We start from the raw sequence: 16943 nt of genomic DNA, 5'->3' as shown, positions 1-16943 counted from the left end.
ATGTTATAGGCATGAAACGCCATTCAACTGATATCGTCATTGCCGGCGGCGGGGTCGCCGGGCTAACCGCTGCTGCGGCTTTTGGAACCGCCGGTTTCAACGTGACGATTATTGATCCGACCCCCCCCGTCACCACCGGCGACGCCGCAGGGTCTGATCTGCGCACAACTGCGTTTCTGCAACCTGCACAACAGTTTTTAGAAGCCGCCGGACTGTGGAACCACCTTGCCGCATTTGCCACCCCGCTACAGGTGATGCGCATTGTTGATATCGGAACAGAGGCGCACGTGACCCGCAACTTTAACGCCGCCGATATCTCAGAGTTGCCGTTTGGATGGAATCTGCCCAACTGGCTCTTGCGGCGGGAAATGGTTGCACGGCTGGCCGATCTGCCCAACGTTGACTTCCGCCCCGGTATTGGTTTCACCCAGATGCTGGCGCGCAGTGATGAGGCAATTGTCACACTATCCGATGGCAGCCAAGTAGCCACCAAGCTGTTGATCGGCGCGGATGGCCGCGGATCACCCGTGCGTCAAAGCGCGGGGATTGACGTAAAAACGATGCGCTACGGGCAAAAAGCACTGACTTTTGCTGTGACCCATGATGCCCCGCACGACAATGTCTCGACCGAAATTCACCGCTCTGGCGGGCCATTCACACTGGTGCCCCTGCCCGATCACGATGGCAAGCCGTGTTCTGCCGTGGTCTGGATGGAACAGGGGGCCGAGGTGAACAGGCTGGCCGCACTTGATGACGATGCGTTTGAGACGGCAGCAAACGACCGATCCGCATTTCTTTATGGCCCGCTTAAGCTGGTCAGCAGGCGCAGCGTTTGGCCGATCATCAGTCAGATCGCGCATGATCTGACCGCACCGCGCACAGCGCTGGTGGCTGAAGCGGCCCATGTTATGCCCCCCATTGGCGCGCAGGGGCTGAATATGTCATTGCGCGATTTGTCATGCTTGCTGGATCTTGCTGTGGCACAGCCCGATCAGCTTGGCGCGCCTGCGATGCTGGACGCCTACGCGCGTAAACGTCACCCTGATATCAAACTGCGCGTCACAGGTATTGATGCACTCAACCGCGCTTCGATTGCTGGCAGTCCTGCGATGCAGACCCTGCGCACCAAAGGGATCGAGGCGCTTTACGGCGTCGCACCTGTGCGTAAATCCTTGATGCAATTGGGGCTTGGCGCCGGTTAAAGCACTTTGTTCAGGACCGGCACCAAACGCGCGAGCGTTGCATCGACATCATACAGTTTATCCAATCCAAACAGTCCCAATCGGAACGTCCGGAAATCATCCGGCTCATCACATTGTAACGGAACACCGGCAGCAATCTGCATCCCTTCGGCTGCGAATTTGGATCCGTTCTGAATATCAGGATCGTCGGTATAGCTGACAACAACACCCGGCGCGCCAAAACCATCAGCCGCAACAGACCGAACCCCTTTCTCCTTCAACGCCTTGCGGACGCCATCACCCAAGGCCCATTGCGCCTGCTTCAGCTTTTCAAATCCGAATGCACGTGTTTCCAACATCGTATCGCGGAATGCCCGCAACCCATCTGTGGGCATCGTGGCGTGATAGGCATAGCCGCCATTCAGATAGGCCTGCATGATGCTGTGCCATTTCTTAAGGTCCACAGTGAAGGAATTTGACGTCGTCTCAGCCATGCGCGCTGTGGCGCGGTCGGACATCATCACCAGACCGGCACAAGGTGTGGACGACCACCCCTTTTGCGGGGCTGAGATCAGGACATCAACACCCGTCGCTTTCATATCGACCCAGGCACAGCCAGAGGCGATGCAATCCAGCACCATCAGCGCACCCACCTCATGTGCGGCATCGGCCAGTGCCTTGATATAGTCGTCCGGCAGGATGATCCCGGCAGACGTTTCCACATGCGGGGCGAAGACAACGTCTGGTTTCGCGTCTTTAATCGCGGCGGTCACGTCATCAATCGGGGCCGGGGCAAAGGGCGCGCGCGTGTCATTGCCTGCTTGACGGGCCTTCATCACGGTTGTTTTAGCAGTAAAATTACCCGCTTCAAAAATCTGGCTCCACCGGTAGGAAAACCAACCGTTGCGCACAACAAACGCATGCGCATCAGCACCAAACTGCCGTGCGACAGCTTCCATGCCATAGGTGCCACCACCGGGGATCAGGGCGATGTGATCGGCGTTATACACCTCGCACAACATGGATGAGATATCGGTCATGACGTCCTGAAACACCTGCGACATGTGGTTCAAAGACCGGTCAGTAAAAACGACCGAAAATTCCATCAGCCCATCTGGGTCAACTTGTGAATGCGCTCCGTCCATCGCCATCTCCTTCGCGTTTGCCTATGGCTAGTACCTGACGCGCGGCAACGCAAAGCCTATTTCGGTATACAACACATTGGTTCAGGCCACCGCATTTTCTTTATCCACTGATTTCAACGGCGCAAAGACGGTGCGGTTTCGACCATTTGCCTTGGCCTGATAAAGCGCCTGATCCGCCTGCTGAATAGCAAATTCCACATCTTTAAGACGTTCCTTGAGCGAACCGCCGATTGAAACGGTGACACTCAGGTTGTGACCGTCGAACTCGATCACCTCTTCCGCAATTGCTTCACGCATGCGTTCAGCAATAGCAAACCCATCAGCCTTGTCTTGTTGGTGCAGGAAGATCACGAACTCTTCGCCGCCAAAACGGCAGACAATGTCATCAGGACGGGTGTTTTCATACAGTATTTCGGCGACCCTGCTAATGACCTTGTCACCGGCGATATGCCCAAACGTGTCATTCACAACCTTGAAGAAATCAATATCAACCATCAGGGAAATACCGTAAGCATTGGGGTCACCACGCATACGCGCAAAGAAGAAATCGCGCGTCGCCACATCCGTTAACCTGTCGCGGTCAACAATTCTTTGCAGTTCAAAACTCAGTTGAATATTACTACGCACCTGCGACCAGATGAAGAACGTAACAGGAAAAGCGATAACAACTGAAATGACCGGCGCCAATCTAAGGGCCGCGTGCAGATCGTTACCTTGGAACAGAAAATAAACCATCAAGACCGACACGCAGATGCTTGCCAGCGTCGTTAAGGTCGCTGCGGCAAAAACGCCTCGCCAACTGCTCAAAAACTCTTTCATTTGTGCTGATCCGCATTCATGGCGCAGACCCTGAACCAAAAGCATCAGCAAATCGTAAATACCGGCAGATTAAATCGGGCCCGGCCTGCGCTCTTCTGACAAAAGCACATTTGCCTCAACATCGCCGACCCCCGGCATCGTCATAATGCGGCGGCGCAGGACGCGTTCAAAATCTGCAAGATCGCGGGCGACAACGCGTAAACGGTAATCATACAGGCCCAGCACATGATCAACGGTCTGCACTTCGGGAATGGCGCCAATGGCACGTTCAAAATCCTCAAGGCTGACGCGACCCTTTGTGGCAAGTTTGACCCCCAGAAAAACCGTGACACCAAAGCCAACCTTCTCGGCGTCCAACTCTAACCTGCGCCCCGCAATAACACCTGCATCCTGCAAACGCTTGATACGCCGCCATGTCGCAGGCTGGCTCAGCCCCAGTTTTTGACCCAATTGTTTCGTCGATTGATCAGCATTGGCTGATAACGCACGCAAAATTGCGAAATCCAGATCATCAGGCGTCATAACGGCAGGCTTTCGTCTGATTTGACCGAAGCCACAGTCATCAGCGCCTCAATATCCGCGATGTGCGGCAAGGTCAGCACCTGTTCACGGTAAATCCGCTGATAATCCGGCAGGTCTTTGGCGATGAGCGATAGGCGCACATCAATACGGCCCAAGAAGGTTTGAATCTCAATCACTTCAGGCACTTGGCGGGCCGCTGTGATAAACTCATCAAAGGCGCGCGAAACAGTTTTGTCCAACGTAATGCGCAGGCTAACAGAGACCGCATAACCTAAGGCCGCCCAATTGATAACGGCATGACTGCTTTTCAAAATGCGGTCTTCACGCAACCGGTCCAGACGGCGCGTGATCCGTGCGGGTGTCAGCCCTGTCGCGTCCGCCAAATCAGGCACGCCACGGGTCGGGTCCGCCTGTAAAAGGCGCAATAAACGGCGATCAACATCATCAAGCATAAAAATACTGTTAAAATGTTATATAGCGCATAACAATCACTATCTGAGCGAATAAATATATAATGTAACACTCCCACCATACAAAACAGTGGCTATAACGTTCTTCAGAAACCAACCAAAGGAATGCCAACATGCGCGTTTATTATGATCGCGATTGCGATGTGAATCTGATCAAAGACAAAAAAGTCGCCATCCTCGGCTACGGCTCTCAAGGCCACGCTCACGCGCTGAACCTGCGTGACAGCGGTGCAAAAAACCTTGTTGTGGCGCTGCGTGAAGGCTCCCCCTCTGCGGCCAAAGCCGAAGGCGAAGGCCTGAAGGTTATGGGCATCGCTGAAGCGGCTGCTTGGTGTGATGTGATCATGTTTACAATGCCCGATGAACTGCAGGCCGAAACCTATAAGAAATACGTCCATGACAACATCAAGGAAGGCTCCGCGATTGCCTTCGCTCACGGCCTGAACGTGCACTTCGGCCTGATCGAACCAAAGCCCGGCGTTGATGTGATCATGATGGCGCCCAAGGGCCCCGGTCACACCGTGCGCGGTGAATACACCAAGGGCGGCGGCGTGCCGTGCCTGGTGGCTGTGGATCGTGACGAAAGCGGCAAGGCGATGGAAATCGGCCTGTCCTATTGTTCGGCCATTGGCGGCGGGCGGTCCGGCATCATTGAAACCAACTTCCGTCAGGAATGCGAAACCGACCTCTTTGGTGAGCAGGCAGTTCTGTGCGGTGGTATCGTTGAACTGATCCGCATGGGTTTTGAAACGCTGGTCGAGGCCGGTTACGAGCCTGAAATGGCCTATTTCGAATGCCTGCACGAAACCAAGCTGATCGTGGACCTGATCTATGAAGGTGGGATCGCGAACATGAACTACTCCATTTCGAACACAGCCGAGTATGGTGAATATGTCTCTGGTCCGCGTATTCTGCCATATGACGAGACCAAGAAGCGGATGAAAGACGTGCTGACCGACATTCAGACCGGTAAGTTCGTGCGTGACTTCATGCAGGAAAATGCTGTTGGTCAGCCTTACTTCAAGGCGACACGCCGGATCAACGACGAGCATGAGATTGAGCAGGTTGGCGAGAAACTACGCGCCATGATGCCGTGGATTTCGGCCGGTAAAATGGTTGATAAGGCGAAAAACTGATCGACATGTAGGGTGGATCATGATCCACCTTACACCTCACAAAGGCCCGGGGCGTGCCCCGGGCCTTTTGCCTGCAAGGAAACTTGAATGACGTCGGCACCCACATCAGCCAATTGGCTGTCCATCGCGGCACTCGGCTTGATCTGGGGGGCGACCTTCATGGTGGTTACCATCGCGTTGGAAGGATACGGGCCGCTGACCGTCGCTTGCGCTCGCACCACATTGGGGGCTGCGGCACTGCTTGGGCTCATGGCCGTACTCAAACGCCCCTTGCCGGAATTTACGCCAACGATGCGCCGTTACCTTATCGTGATTGGATTGCTGAACACCGCTTTGCCCTTTGCGCTGCTTAGCTGGGGACAGCAATATGTGCCATCGGCCTTCGCCGGCATTTCAATGGCGGCATTGCCCTTATTTGTTTTACCGCTTGCGCATATCTTTACCGACGAAAAGATGAGTATCCGTAATACTTTGGGTGTGATCTTGGGCTTCATTGGTGCCGCCGTTCTGATTGGCCCCGGTGTAATGCGTCTTGGCACTGGATGGGAACCGCTGGGCCAATTGGCCTGCATCGGTGCGTCAATCGCTTATGCAGTGTCCAGCATCATGACGCGGCGCTGCCCGCCAATTGACCCGATCACAATGGCTGCACTTTTGCTGACCGTTGGGGCCGTTGCGCTGATCCCCGCGATGCTGATTGTCGAAGGCGTCCCTCGCGTGGGCGACATGCGTCCTACCGTTGCTATTATTGTGCTGGGGTTCATTCCAACGGCTCTTGCCGCATTGATCCGCGTTGCGACGATCCGGTCGGCGGGTGCCATTTTCATGACCTTGGTCAACTATCAAGTCCCGCTGTGGTCGATGATATTTGGCGCATGGGTACTGAGCGAGGTGCTGCCACTGCGCTTTTTCGTGGCACTTGGACTGATCCTTCTTGGTCTGGCCATCAGCCAGTGGAGCAATCTTAAAAGGCTTTTTGCGCGTTAAACGGCAGCTTCCACTTCGGCGACAATACCGTCAACGACTTGCGCCAAAAGCGCATCATCTTCGCATTCTGCCATAACGCGGATCAAAGGCTCTGTGCCGGATTTGCGGATCAGCAAACGGCCTTTGCCCACCAATTTGCTTTCGCCATCAGCGATGGATTTCTGAACCAGTTCCGCGCCAAGCGGATCCTGCCCTGCGGCGTAGCGCACGTTCTTAAGCATCTGCGGCACGGTTTCAAAGCTTTTGGTCAGCGCACTGGCAGGCTGACCCGTCTCAATCATCGCCGCCAGAAACTGCAAACCTGCCAAAAGACCATCGCCGGTAGTTGCAAAATCCGTCATCACAATGTGACCGGACTGTTCGCCCCCAAGGTTCCATCCGTTTGCACGCATCGCCTCTACCACATAGCGGTCACCGACCGCCGTGCGCGTAAGATGCAAACCACGCCCGTCCAGATAACGCTCTAACCCCAGGTTCGACATGACCGTCGCAACCAAAGTACCGCCGTTCAAGCGATCTTGGTCAGCCCAGCGCCCCGCCATCAGGGCCATCAGCTGATCCCCATCAGCGACTTGCCCTTTTTCATCAAGGATCATCACCCGATCAGCGTCACCATCAAGACAGATACCCACATGCGCACCCTCTTCAAGGATCGCTTTTGAGGCCGCTGCGGTGCTGGTCGAGCCACATCCATCGTTGATGTTGAAACCATCAGGACTGACCCCCACAGGGATCACAGTCGCGCCCAATTCCCACAGCACTTCGGGGGCCACGCGGTATGCCGCCCCATTGGCACAATCAATGACGACCTTTAGCCCATCAAGGCGCATCCCCGCAGGGAATGTCGATTTGATACGTTCCGCATAGCGGAAGCGGCCATCGTCAATCCGTTTGGCCCGGCCAATATTCTGTGCTTTCGCGGGTTCAATCTCGCTTGCGATCAGCGTCTCGATTTCGGTCTCTGCCTCATCGGACAGTTTGAAACCGTCCGGGCCAAAGAACTTGATGCCGTTGTCATGGTGGGGATTGTGACTGGCAGAAATCATGATGCCCACATCGGCGCGCATGGATGTGGTCAGCAAACCCACCGCGGGTGTTGGCACAGGCCCCAACAGCAGCACATTCATACCAGTGCTGGTCAAACCCGCCGTCAAAGCGTTTTCAAACATATATCCGGACAGACGCGTATCTTTCCCGATCACCACCCGGTGCCCGTTTGAGCCATCATTACGAAAGTATCGTCCAGCCGCCGCACCGATCTTAAGCGCCATATCAGCTGTCATCGGATGTGTATTCGCTTTGCCGCGCACACCGTCGGTCCCAAAGAATTTGCGTGTCATGTCATTGCTGCCCCGCCGATTGCCCATTCCAAGTCTAAAGCTTGTTTCGTGGCGAATATATCGTGAACCCGCAGGATTTGCACGCCCTGCCTTGCCGCAAAAAGGGCGACAGACACAGAACCGCCGACACGGTCGCGCGCGTCCGTACCGCCACCGATCGTGCCGATAAAGCGTTTACGTGAGGCACCCAACAGAATGGGACAGCCAAGTGCGTGAAAAATCGCAATGCCGCGCAACAGGATCAGGTTGTGTTCCAATGTCTTGCCAAAGCCAATGCCGGGATCGACCACGATCTGATCGTGTGGGATACCGGCCGCCACAGCCGCTTCGACCCTGTCACTCAAGAAATCATAAACGTCCAACAAAACATCGTCATAGCTGGGATCATCCTGCATCGTCTGTGGGGAACCTTGTGCATGCATCACGCAAACGGGCGTCCCGGCTTTTGCGGCAACTGACGCCAGTTCGGGATCAAAGGTGAAAGCTGCGACATCATTCACCAGCGTGGCACCAGCGGCCAATGCGGCGCGTCCTACCTCAGCTTTGCGGGTGTCTATCGAAATCGGCACATCGCTTTGGGCGCGGATTGCTGCAATCACAGGGGCGGTCCGCGCAATTTCGTCTTTGGTTTGTACTTCAGCCGCACCTGGGCGCGTGCTTTCACCACCGACATCAATAATCTCTGCCCCGTCAGACCGCATGGCAATGGCGTGTTCCAATGCGCGTTCTGGCGCGTTAAATTGTCCGCCATCGGAAAAGCTGTCCGGGGTCACATTCAAGATACCCATCAGGCGTGGGCCGGTCATCACCATCCCGGCTATTGGCGCACGTGCACGGACGATATTGTCCAATATATCAGCGGGCACCTCACCAGCTGGCACAGGCTGCATACCACCACCACGTTCGTGGGCCACGACCGTGTCAAACCAGCACAAGCCGCCAGCAAGGGGAAAGCTGCGCGGCGTTGGTACGTCGCCAAAGCGTGCAATGGGGCGGTAATATAAGGTCATATCAGGTCTTTTGTGTCTGAGGTGATCGCCCGCGCGGACACATCAGTTTGGGGTGCAGTATCGCCAATCACCAAAAGCTCTTTCGCCATCATGTCGCTGGCGAACCATGCAACCAATGCCACAGCATCGCGCGGGCTGGCCGAAGGGCCATCAACCGCATCCAAAACGATTTTCGAAGGGGCCCAGATGCAAATCTGGTCGTTCTTCATCGCCCAATCCAGTTCGGTGCGTGTGCCCACCACCATGCAACGCCGATTGCGGGCGGCCAGTGCCCAAGCGTTTTGTTCAATCGCCAGAAGGTCAATCCGGCGTTGCGCCAATGCATTGCCGGCTTTCGGGGCTGCCACATCAGGGGCACCGACACAGATGATCAAAGGCGCATCCATTTGCGCCAGTTGATCAATCCAATCCTTTAAATGCGCGCTCTGGATTGCCGCATTCGACAGATAGACTATACGCGGATGCGGTGCCTCAATATGTTCTTGTCCGGCGAGGCTGACACCATCACGCGAACGGACAATTTCAACCCCCAAGGAAAACGGTCCACGATCAAGTTTTTCAATCCGCACAAAAACGCGCTCGGCTTGTGGCTCAAGCAGGATACGCTCGGCCACGCGCCCGGCAAGGGTTTCAAGCAAGTTGATGCGCTCTGCCTCCAACTCAACGCTGATGGCTTCGGTCACTTTGTCGTATGATAAAATGCGGTCCACATCATCGTCGATGGGCCCGCTTAGCGGTAACACCTCAACCACCACGTTAAAGCGGACCCGCTGCAACGTACCGCGCTCTTGTTGGAATGCGCCGATTTCGACCTCAACGATGTAGTCGCGCAGGGATATCCGGTCGCAGGGTGTTTGGCTGCTGGCCTCTGCCCGTTCGCTTGGGTGGGCAAAGGCAAGGCGAATGTCATCGGTCATGGGGCATCCATCACAAAAAAATACCCCTCGTGAGATACAAGGGGTATTCAAAACCGGCAAGCGTCAGTGACGACACCTGCCCTTGTTCATGCGACCTTAGTTTGACGCGGTGCGCACTGGTTGGCGGTAAAAGTAGTGAAAACCAATCTCGGCAACGCGCGGATAGCGCTGCGCCCAAGATGGGTTCACGGCTTTCGTGTGATAATGCGTGGCACCACCTGTCAAAGCGCGCGGCGCACCGTCAATCAGGATGCGGGCCACTTTGCCAACACGTTCCCAAGAGCGTGGTTCGCCGATTGTCTCTGGTCTGCCATCGCAGGTGTATGTGAACTGGCAAGCATACTTGCGCCCTGTGCCTTGGTTGATCACGGCGCACAAGGTGTCAGGGTAAGCATTGCTATCAACGCGGTTCAGGATCACCTCACCAACAGCAAACATACCACGTACGCTTTCGCCACGCGCTTCGAAGTAAAGCGCTTCGGCCAGGCACTGCCAGTTTTCGCCGCCATCGGCCACAGGCAGCGCCGATAGAAAATCACGATTGTAAACAATACCGCTGCGCGTCACCACGTCGCTTTCTTGCGCCGGTGGCAAGCTGGTCAGCGTATTCGCGCGGCTTTCCGGCACGGCCGACAATGCGTCACGTTCCTGGCCCAAAATGGCACCCAAACGGTTCGCCAAAAGTTCATCAGCGGCAGCCGAGGTTGCCGCAATACAAAAAGTTGCCGCAAAAATAGCGGCATAAATTGCCTTCATAACAGTCATTTTTTCCCACCCAGGAAATGACGCGGGATTGCTCCGCGCTAGCGCGGCTGTCCTTAAGGGAAACCTGCCAAAAGGTCTACCCCTCGGCCTGAACTGTTCTGAATGGCGCAACACACTTGGCTTGAGCGGCAGGACTATTTCCCAAAATGCGGAATCCTGCGGCATATATGCCACAACATCTGGTATTGCGTCAGAGTGACACCCGGTCGGCCAATGCCAGCTGCGCGGCAGTGAGTCGCGCAACAGGCACGCGGAACGGTGAACACGAGATATAATCGAACTGTTGCGCACGACAGAACGCAATAGCAGACCGATCGCCGCCATGTTCCCCGCAAAGCGACAACACAACGTCCGGGCGGCCCAGGCGCCCGCGCGCCGCGCCCAGCGAAATCAATTCGCCAACACCTTCAAGATCAAGGGTATGGAACGGATCTTCGGCATAGACGCCCTGCTGCACATAGGACGACATAAAGCGACCTGCATCATCGCGCGACAAACCATAGGTCATCTGGGTCAGGTCATTCGTGCCAAAAGACAGAAACTCCGCATGTTCAGCGATATCCTGCGCGCGCAAGGCCGCGCGCGGCGTTTCGACCATGACGCCAAGGCGGTAATCCACCCCGTATTTATGCTTGGCCTGCACGGCATTCGCGACACCACCGATACGGGCCTTTTGCAATTCAACCTCGCGCATGGCACTGACCAACGGGATCATAATCTCTACGTTGATCGAGATACCCTTCTGGCCGACCGCGACCATCGCTTCAAAAATGGCCCGGGCCTGCATGTCATAAATTTCCGGTATCGCGATACCAAGGCGGACACCCCGCATGCCAAGCATGGGGTTGTATTCTGCCAACGCATCGACCCGTTCGATCACCTCTGGCAATGGCAACGCGACTTGCTCTGCCAAGTCACGCATACCTGCTTTGTCGGATGGCAGGAATTCATGCAAGGGTGGGTCAAAAAGGCGCACGCAAACCGTTTTGCCTGCCATAATCTCGAACAGCGCTTGAAAATCGGCGCGTTGCATTGGCAGTAGGCGATCCAGAACAGCGCTTCGGTCTTTGCTTTCTTCGGCAAAAATCATCTCGCGCATCACGCCCAAACGGTCGCCATCAAAGAACATATGCTCTGTGCGACAAAGACCGATCCCTTCGGCGGCAAAATTCTGCGCTGTCTGGGCATCCGCAGGGGTATCTGCATTGGCGCGCACGCCGATATCACGGAATTCGTCGGCCCATTCAAGCAACGTCTGAAACGCACTATCAAGGGCGGCTTCCAGCATGGGGGGCTGGCCTGCCAAAACCTGACCAGTGCTGCCATCAACCGTAATCATGTCACCGGCTTTGAACTTGCGGCCATCAACGCCGACGATCTGGGCATTCTTGCGATCAATCGTCAGATCCGACGCGCCAACGACACACGGCAAACCAATGCCGCGCCCGATCACGGCGGCGTGGCTTGTGACACCACCGCGCATGGTCAGGACAGCGCTGGCAGCATGCATGCCGCGAATGTCTTCTGGTGTGGTTTCACGCCGGACCAGCACACAAGGTTCACCGCGTGCGGCACTGGCTTGTGCCTCATGCGCGGTTAACACGATCCGGCCGGATGCAGCACCGGGGCTGGCGGCGATACCACCTACGATCACATCGCGGGCCGCATCCGGATCAACCTGTCTGTGCAATAGTTCTGACAGGGCAGACGGTTTGACCCGCATCACGGCTTCTTCGCGCGGGATCACGCCATCTTCGGCCAAAGCCACCGCGATTTTGACGGATGCACGCGAGGTCCGCTGTACCCGCACGGCATCCAAAATCTGGACACCACCGTCTTGCAGGGTGAATTTCACTTCCATTTCTTCGCGCAAGCGACGGCGGCAGATATCACCGTAGGATACCAATTGCGCGTATTGGTCCGGGCAGATGTCTTCAAGCGCGGGGCCACGCGGGTCGCGCGTCAGATATATCGCACCTTCAGTATCGGGCGACACTTCAGCGCCTTGGCCTTTGCTTTCACTCAGGTAACGGCCCACAACCTTGGGCTGACCTGTTGCAGTGTCGACAAACTGGATCACACCTTGCCCACATTCGCCCTGCCCGGCACCCAAAGCCATCGCCTGCACCACAAGGCCAAGCCCGGCGTTCGCAGGCGCGCCTTTCGCCTGCCGCAGCAAGCGGGCCGTTGTGCCATCCCATGCGCGGGCCATGGACCGCAGCACCTCGGCCAATTGCACGGCAGGGTTTTGGGGAAAGGTTTCATCCGTTTCCAATTCGAACGTATCCAGCATCGTCTTAAGGCTGGCGGCGTCGGCAACATCGGGCAGGTAAAACTCATCCGGGTCCAGACGGGCCACGTGGATTGCGTAGGACTGAACGAACCGCAGATAAAGCTTGGTTGCCGCCTCAGCCCCGATCCGCTGGGTCAGTTCGGCCAGACGCGCATCATTCATGCCCACGTTCAGAATTGCACTTGGCCCACCCCAATCGGGGTCCTGGCTAGAGGGGCGCACTGACAAAAGCGGGGCATCACCGAAAGGTGCCAAGAGCGCTTGCATATCAGGCAGATTGCCAATCGCCGCTTCGTGGACGGCGTCAAACGACAGGGCAACAGTCAAAGGCACTGGCAGATCCAGACGCACCAAACGCTGCAAGCACTTCGCACGCCCACCATGCACCGATGCCTTCATGGCGGCGGTGGGTGTGATCAGCGTCAATGGCCCATATGTCGTCTGTTGCTGCACTGCGGCACCGATTATTGTTCAAGTGCAGCATAGAAGACGAGACAGCGATCTGTATACCTAAGTTTACAGTTTTTATGTCTAGCCTTCGATTTTGGTCAGATCCGCCACGCTGAGGCAGATATTTCTGATCCGGGACAGCAGGTTAAGCCTGTTGCGGCGTAGAATCTCACTCTCGGCGTTGACCTGCACATCGGTGAAAAATGCATCAATCGGTGCGCGAAGTGCTGCCATAGCGGTCATCGCGGTGCTGAAATCTTCGGCTTTCATGGCTGGCGCGATCTTTGCATCCGCAGCATCAAGGGCTGCGAAAAGGGCCTTTTCAGCTTCGTCTTCCGCGAATTTGATGTCGGCACCGTAGGAATATTCCACCCCATCCTTTTCTTCGGCCTGGGTCAGGATGTTGTTGGCGCGCTTAAAGCCTTGGATCAGGTTTTCACCGTCGTCGGTGGCAAGGGTCGCGGCCAGCGCCTCGGCCCGTTTGACCAGCAGGGTGAGGTCGTCGTTACCCGGCATCGCGATACAGGCGTCGATTATATCGTGGCGGATGCCTTTGTCTTTGAGGAAGACTTTGAGGCGGTCGTGGAAGAAGGAGAGGAGGTCACGACTCAGATTTAAGGTTGGATGAGCCAAGTCATAGACAGGACTTGAGGAGTGCTGTGTTGTTGGATCAGTAATGAGAACTTTCTCGTGAGCTAAGGCTGCATTGACTGCATCTTTTCCAAGAAACCGATCTTCACCGTCGACTCCCTCAAAGAAATCGGTAACGCCCTTCTCATTTTGAGGATCAAGATATCGTCTCAATCGGTACTGCTTTGCCCACGCTAACGCATGTTCTTGATAGGCGGTTACAACAAGATCCCCAATTACGCAGCGATGACCATTCTCCAAAACCAACCGAATGACCCCCAACGCTGCTCTCCGCAGCGCAAATGGGTCCTTACTCCCGGTCGGCTTCTCGTCAATCGCCCAGAACCCGGTCAGCGTGTCGATCTTATCAGCCAGCGCGACGGCAACCGACACAGGCGCTGTCGGCACATCGTCCGATGGCCCCAGCGGGGAGTAGTGTTCTTCGCAGGCCGCCGCGACCTGCGCATCCAAGCCCGCCTCAGCCGCATAATACCGTCCCATCAGCCCCTGCAATTCGGGGAATTCATAGACCATTTCGGACGACAGATCGGCCTTGGCGACCTTTGCCGCCTGCGCGGCCAGATCAGGATCAGCCCCCACACTTGGCGCAATCTCGCGTGCCAAGGCGGCAATCCGTTCAATCCGGTCTTTCTGGCTGCCCAATTTGTTGTGGAAGGTGACATTCGCAAGGCTATCCAGCCACGGCTGCATGCCCGCTTTGGCCACGCGCAAATCGTTTTCCCAAAAGAACTTAGCATCCGCCAGACGCGCTGACAGCACCTTTTGGTTGCCTGCTAGAATGGTCGTGCCATTATCGGCGGTCTCCATGTTGGCAACGGTCACGAAACGCTCAATCCGCTCCGTCTTGGGGTTGCGCACGGAGAAGAATTTCTGATGCTCTTTCATCGAGGTTTGCAGCACTTCGGGCGGCAGCCCTAGAAAGGCGTCGTCAATCTGCCCCAGCAGCACGACAGGCCATTCGACCAGCCCGGCCACTTCAGCCAGCAACCCGCGGTCTTCGACCACGTCCAGACCCAGCGCAAAGGCCTGGGTTGTGGCCTCGGCCCAGATCGCCTCGGCCCGCTCGTCAGCGCGCAGCACGACATTGGCACGCTTGAGCTTCGCCTCGTAATCATCGAAATTTGCGACAGTAAATGCATCTGGTGCAAGAAAACGGTGCCCCTGCGTCGTATTCCCCGATTTGATGCCATCCACCTCTAGCGGCACAACCTCTGTCCCGGCTTCATCGCTGAGGATGCATAGGATCGCATGCAGTGGGCGCACCCATTTCAGGTTGCCGTTGCCCCAGCGCATCGACTTGGGCCACGGGAAGTTCCGCACGGTTTTTTCCAGCACTTCAGCGATGATATCCGCCGCCATCCGCCCCGGTTTTTCGATCACGGCGAAATAGACCTGCCCATTTTTGTCGTCGCGCACTTCAAGGTCTTCGCGCGCCACGCCTGCCCCTCGCAAGAACCCTTCAATGGCCTTGTCAGGTGCCCCAACCTTTGGCCCCTTGCGTTCTTCGCGTACCGCTTTGCTTTCTGCCGTCAGCCCCTCAACCGACAGCGCTAAACGGCGCGGCGTCGAAAACGCGGCCGCACCGGCGTAAGTCAATCCCGCCTCAACCAAGCCATCCGTGACCAGCTTGCGCAGATCATCCGCGGCACGGGTTTGCATCCGCGCAGGGATTTCTTCGGAGAAAAGTTCAATCAGAAGATCAGGCATTTACTGTGTGCTTTCAGGAAGGGGTGGGCAGTCTTCGGGAGGGCGGTTGCCATCAAAAACAACCTCGCCGCATGCGTTGATTTGGTGCCATGCATAGCCGCGCCCATCTGGGTAGACGGCGACGACCCGGTCAATGCCGTATTCGATATTCTCGACCCCCATAAAGGCGACCGCTTCGGTTCTCAGGTCCGCGCCAATCTGGACCGCATCAAAGCAATCGAACCAACCCGGTGCAACGCGTGGTTCGGCGTTATCCAAGATGAGAAATGTTTCAGTCAACGTCGCAAGGCTAAGAGAGACATCAAAGCAGGCGCGATAGCGCAAAGGGCTGCTGATCGCATCAATGCCTTGGAAATTCTGCACGACAACAGGTTCCGCTGTGCCGGTACTGACCGAGGTCAGCATCACCGCATCTGCGTTCGCCTGCACCTCATCGTAATAGGCATAGACCTGCTGGTAATAAAGGACACCACCAAGAACCGCCGCTGAGAGAAGCATCGCCACAATAATCACCCGTGCCATCAGGCCGCTGCCCCACCCGCTTTGGTTTGTACGAACGCATCGGCGCAGGCTTTCGCCAACGCGCGCACGCGTCCGATATAGGCTTGCCGTTCGGTGACCGAAATCACACCGCGCGCGTCCAGCAGGTTAAAGACATGCGATGCCTTGATACATTGATCATAAGCCGGATGCGCCATGATGATTTTGCGCCCTGTTTTGGGGTCATCTGCGGGCGCGTCTAGAATACGCTGGCATTCGGCCTCAGCATCCACGAAGTGCTGCAACAGCACCTCTGTTTCCGCGATATCGAAGTTCCAGCGCGAATACTCCTGTTCGGTCTGTTTGAAGATATCACCATAGGTCAGCGGGATCGGCGTTTGCGGGTCGTTAAAGGGCATATCCATCACGTGATCGACGCCCAAGATGTAGATCGCCAAACGCTCTAACCCATAGGTCAACTCACCCGACACAGGTTTGCAGTCATGCCCGCCGACTTGCTGAAAATAAGTGAATTGGCTGACTTCCATGCCGTCGCACCAGACCTCCCAGCCTAGCCCCCAAGCGCCCAAGGTCGGGCTTTCCCAGTCGTCTTCGACAAAACGGATGTCGTGGGCGGATGCATCAACGCCGATGGCTTCCAGTGATCCCAGATAAAGGTCCTGCATGTCGGGTGGTGATGGCTTCATCAACACCTGATACTGATAATAGTGCTGCAATCGGTTTGGGTTCTCACCATAGCGCCCATCGGTGGGTCGCCGACACGGCTGCACATAGGCCGCTGCCCAAGGCTTGCTGCCCAGCGCGCGCAAGGTTGTGGCAGGGTGGAACGTTCCTGCGCCCACTTCCATGTCATAGGGTTGCAGGATCGCACAGCCCTTGGCGGCCCAATATGTCTGGAGCCGCAGGATGATGTCCTGAAAACTGCGTGGTTTATCCGCCATCTTAAACCCTTCAAGTGCTTTGGCCGTTCAATAGGGTGCGCGGCGGACAGGGTCAATTGGGCAACGGGTGGCGATTATTTCGGCGATGCCCCTACGTTTCACATTCGT

The 16943-nt window shown here is 56.2% G+C and carries 15 protein-coding genes; 3 read left to right on the top strand and 12 right to left on the bottom strand.

Going from position 1 to position 16943, the window contains the following annotated elements; genetic code table 11:
• The first annotated feature begins 11 nt into the window (after window positions 1–11).
• A complete protein-coding gene (locus RCCS2_RS11150) occupies window positions 12–1202 on the top strand; it encodes a UbiH/UbiF family hydroxylase (protein WP_008234236.1) in 1191 nt (396 codons plus the stop codon).
• Here the strand turns inward: RCCS2_RS11150 and RCCS2_RS11145 are convergent.
• From RCCS2_RS11145 to RCCS2_RS11130, 4 genes are all read right to left on the bottom strand, one after another.
• A complete protein-coding gene (locus tag RCCS2_RS11145; RefSeq protein ID WP_008234223.1) occupies window positions 1199–2326 on the bottom strand; it encodes an aminotransferase class V-fold PLP-dependent enzyme in 1128 nt (375 codons plus the stop codon). The two genes, RCCS2_RS11150 and RCCS2_RS11145, sit on opposite strands and share 4 nt — an antisense overlap.
• A gap of 81 nt (window positions 2327–2407) precedes the next feature.
• Entirely contained in the window at window positions 2408–3145 is a 738-nt protein-coding gene (locus RCCS2_RS11140; protein WP_198007034.1) for a GGDEF domain-containing protein, read from the bottom strand.
• A gap of 69 nt (window positions 3146–3214) precedes the next feature.
• Complete coding sequence (locus RCCS2_RS11135; protein ID WP_008234221.1) at window positions 3215–3667, bottom strand: Lrp/AsnC family transcriptional regulator; 453 nt, start codon at window positions 3665–3667, stop codon at window positions 3215–3217.
• On the bottom strand, window positions 3664–4119 hold the full coding sequence (locus RCCS2_RS11130; RefSeq protein ID WP_008234220.1) for an Lrp/AsnC family transcriptional regulator: 456 nt from the start codon (window positions 4117–4119) through the stop codon (window positions 3664–3666). The genes RCCS2_RS11135 and RCCS2_RS11130 overlap by 4 nt, the downstream gene beginning before the upstream one ends.
• Before the next feature lie 131 nt (window positions 4120–4250).
• Between RCCS2_RS11130 and ilvC the strand changes: the two genes are divergently transcribed.
• Entirely contained in the window at window positions 4251–5273 is a 1023-nt protein-coding gene (ilvC, locus tag RCCS2_RS11125; RefSeq protein ID WP_008234219.1) for a ketol-acid reductoisomerase, read from the top strand.
• Between the two features lie 87 nt (window positions 5274–5360).
• On the top strand, window positions 5361–6260 hold the full coding sequence (locus RCCS2_RS11120) for a DMT family transporter (protein WP_008234217.1): 900 nt from the start codon (window positions 5361–5363) through the stop codon (window positions 6258–6260).
• Here the strand turns inward: RCCS2_RS11120 and glmM are convergent.
• The 8 genes from glmM to RCCS2_RS11080 form a co-directional block, all read right to left on the bottom strand.
• Window positions 6257–7600 carry a phosphoglucosamine mutase gene (gene glmM, locus RCCS2_RS11115; protein ID WP_037294056.1) on the bottom strand — a complete coding sequence of 448 codons (1344 nt, stop codon included), beginning with the start codon at window positions 7598–7600 and terminating at the stop codon, window positions 6257–6259. The two genes, RCCS2_RS11120 and glmM, sit on opposite strands and share 4 nt — an antisense overlap.
• Window positions 7597–8610, bottom strand: coding sequence for a dihydropteroate synthase (gene folP / locus RCCS2_RS11110; RefSeq protein WP_008234214.1), 1014 nt, complete (start codon window positions 8608–8610; stop codon window positions 7597–7599). Before folP ends, glmM begins: the two co-directional genes overlap by 4 nt.
• On the bottom strand, window positions 8607–9527 hold the full coding sequence (locus tag RCCS2_RS11105) for a dihydroneopterin aldolase (RefSeq protein WP_008234212.1): 921 nt from the start codon (window positions 9525–9527) through the stop codon (window positions 8607–8609). The genes folP and RCCS2_RS11105 overlap by 4 nt, the downstream gene beginning before the upstream one ends.
• Before the next feature lie 96 nt (window positions 9528–9623).
• A complete protein-coding gene (locus RCCS2_RS11100; RefSeq protein WP_008234210.1) occupies window positions 9624–10283 on the bottom strand; it encodes a cell wall hydrolase in 660 nt (219 codons plus the stop codon).
• 199 nt (window positions 10284–10482) lie between these two features.
• Window positions 10483–13038 (bottom strand): putative PEP-binding protein, encoded by a 2556-nt coding sequence (locus RCCS2_RS11095; RefSeq protein WP_008234207.1) that lies wholly within the window; start codon window positions 13036–13038, stop codon window positions 10483–10485.
• A gap of 78 nt (window positions 13039–13116) precedes the next feature.
• Window positions 13117–15393, bottom strand: a complete 2277-nt coding sequence (glyS, locus tag RCCS2_RS11090) for a glycine--tRNA ligase subunit beta (protein ID WP_008234205.1) — start codon at window positions 15391–15393, stop codon at window positions 13117–13119.
• A complete protein-coding gene (locus RCCS2_RS11085) occupies window positions 15394–15915 on the bottom strand; it encodes a DUF6446 family protein (RefSeq protein ID WP_008234204.1) in 522 nt (173 codons plus the stop codon). It abuts the gene before it with no gap.
• Complete coding sequence (locus tag RCCS2_RS11080) at window positions 15915–16835, bottom strand: glycine--tRNA ligase subunit alpha (RefSeq protein WP_008234202.1); 921 nt, start codon at window positions 16833–16835, stop codon at window positions 15915–15917. Before RCCS2_RS11080 ends, RCCS2_RS11085 begins: the two co-directional genes overlap by 1 nt.
• Window positions 16836–16943 lie beyond the last annotated feature (108 nt).

The organism is Roseobacter sp. CCS2, from assembly GCF_000169435.1.
GTDB lineage: Bacteria > Pseudomonadota > Alphaproteobacteria > Rhodobacterales > Rhodobacteraceae > Yoonia.
This window is presented reverse-complemented; position numbering and strand designations above follow the sequence as displayed.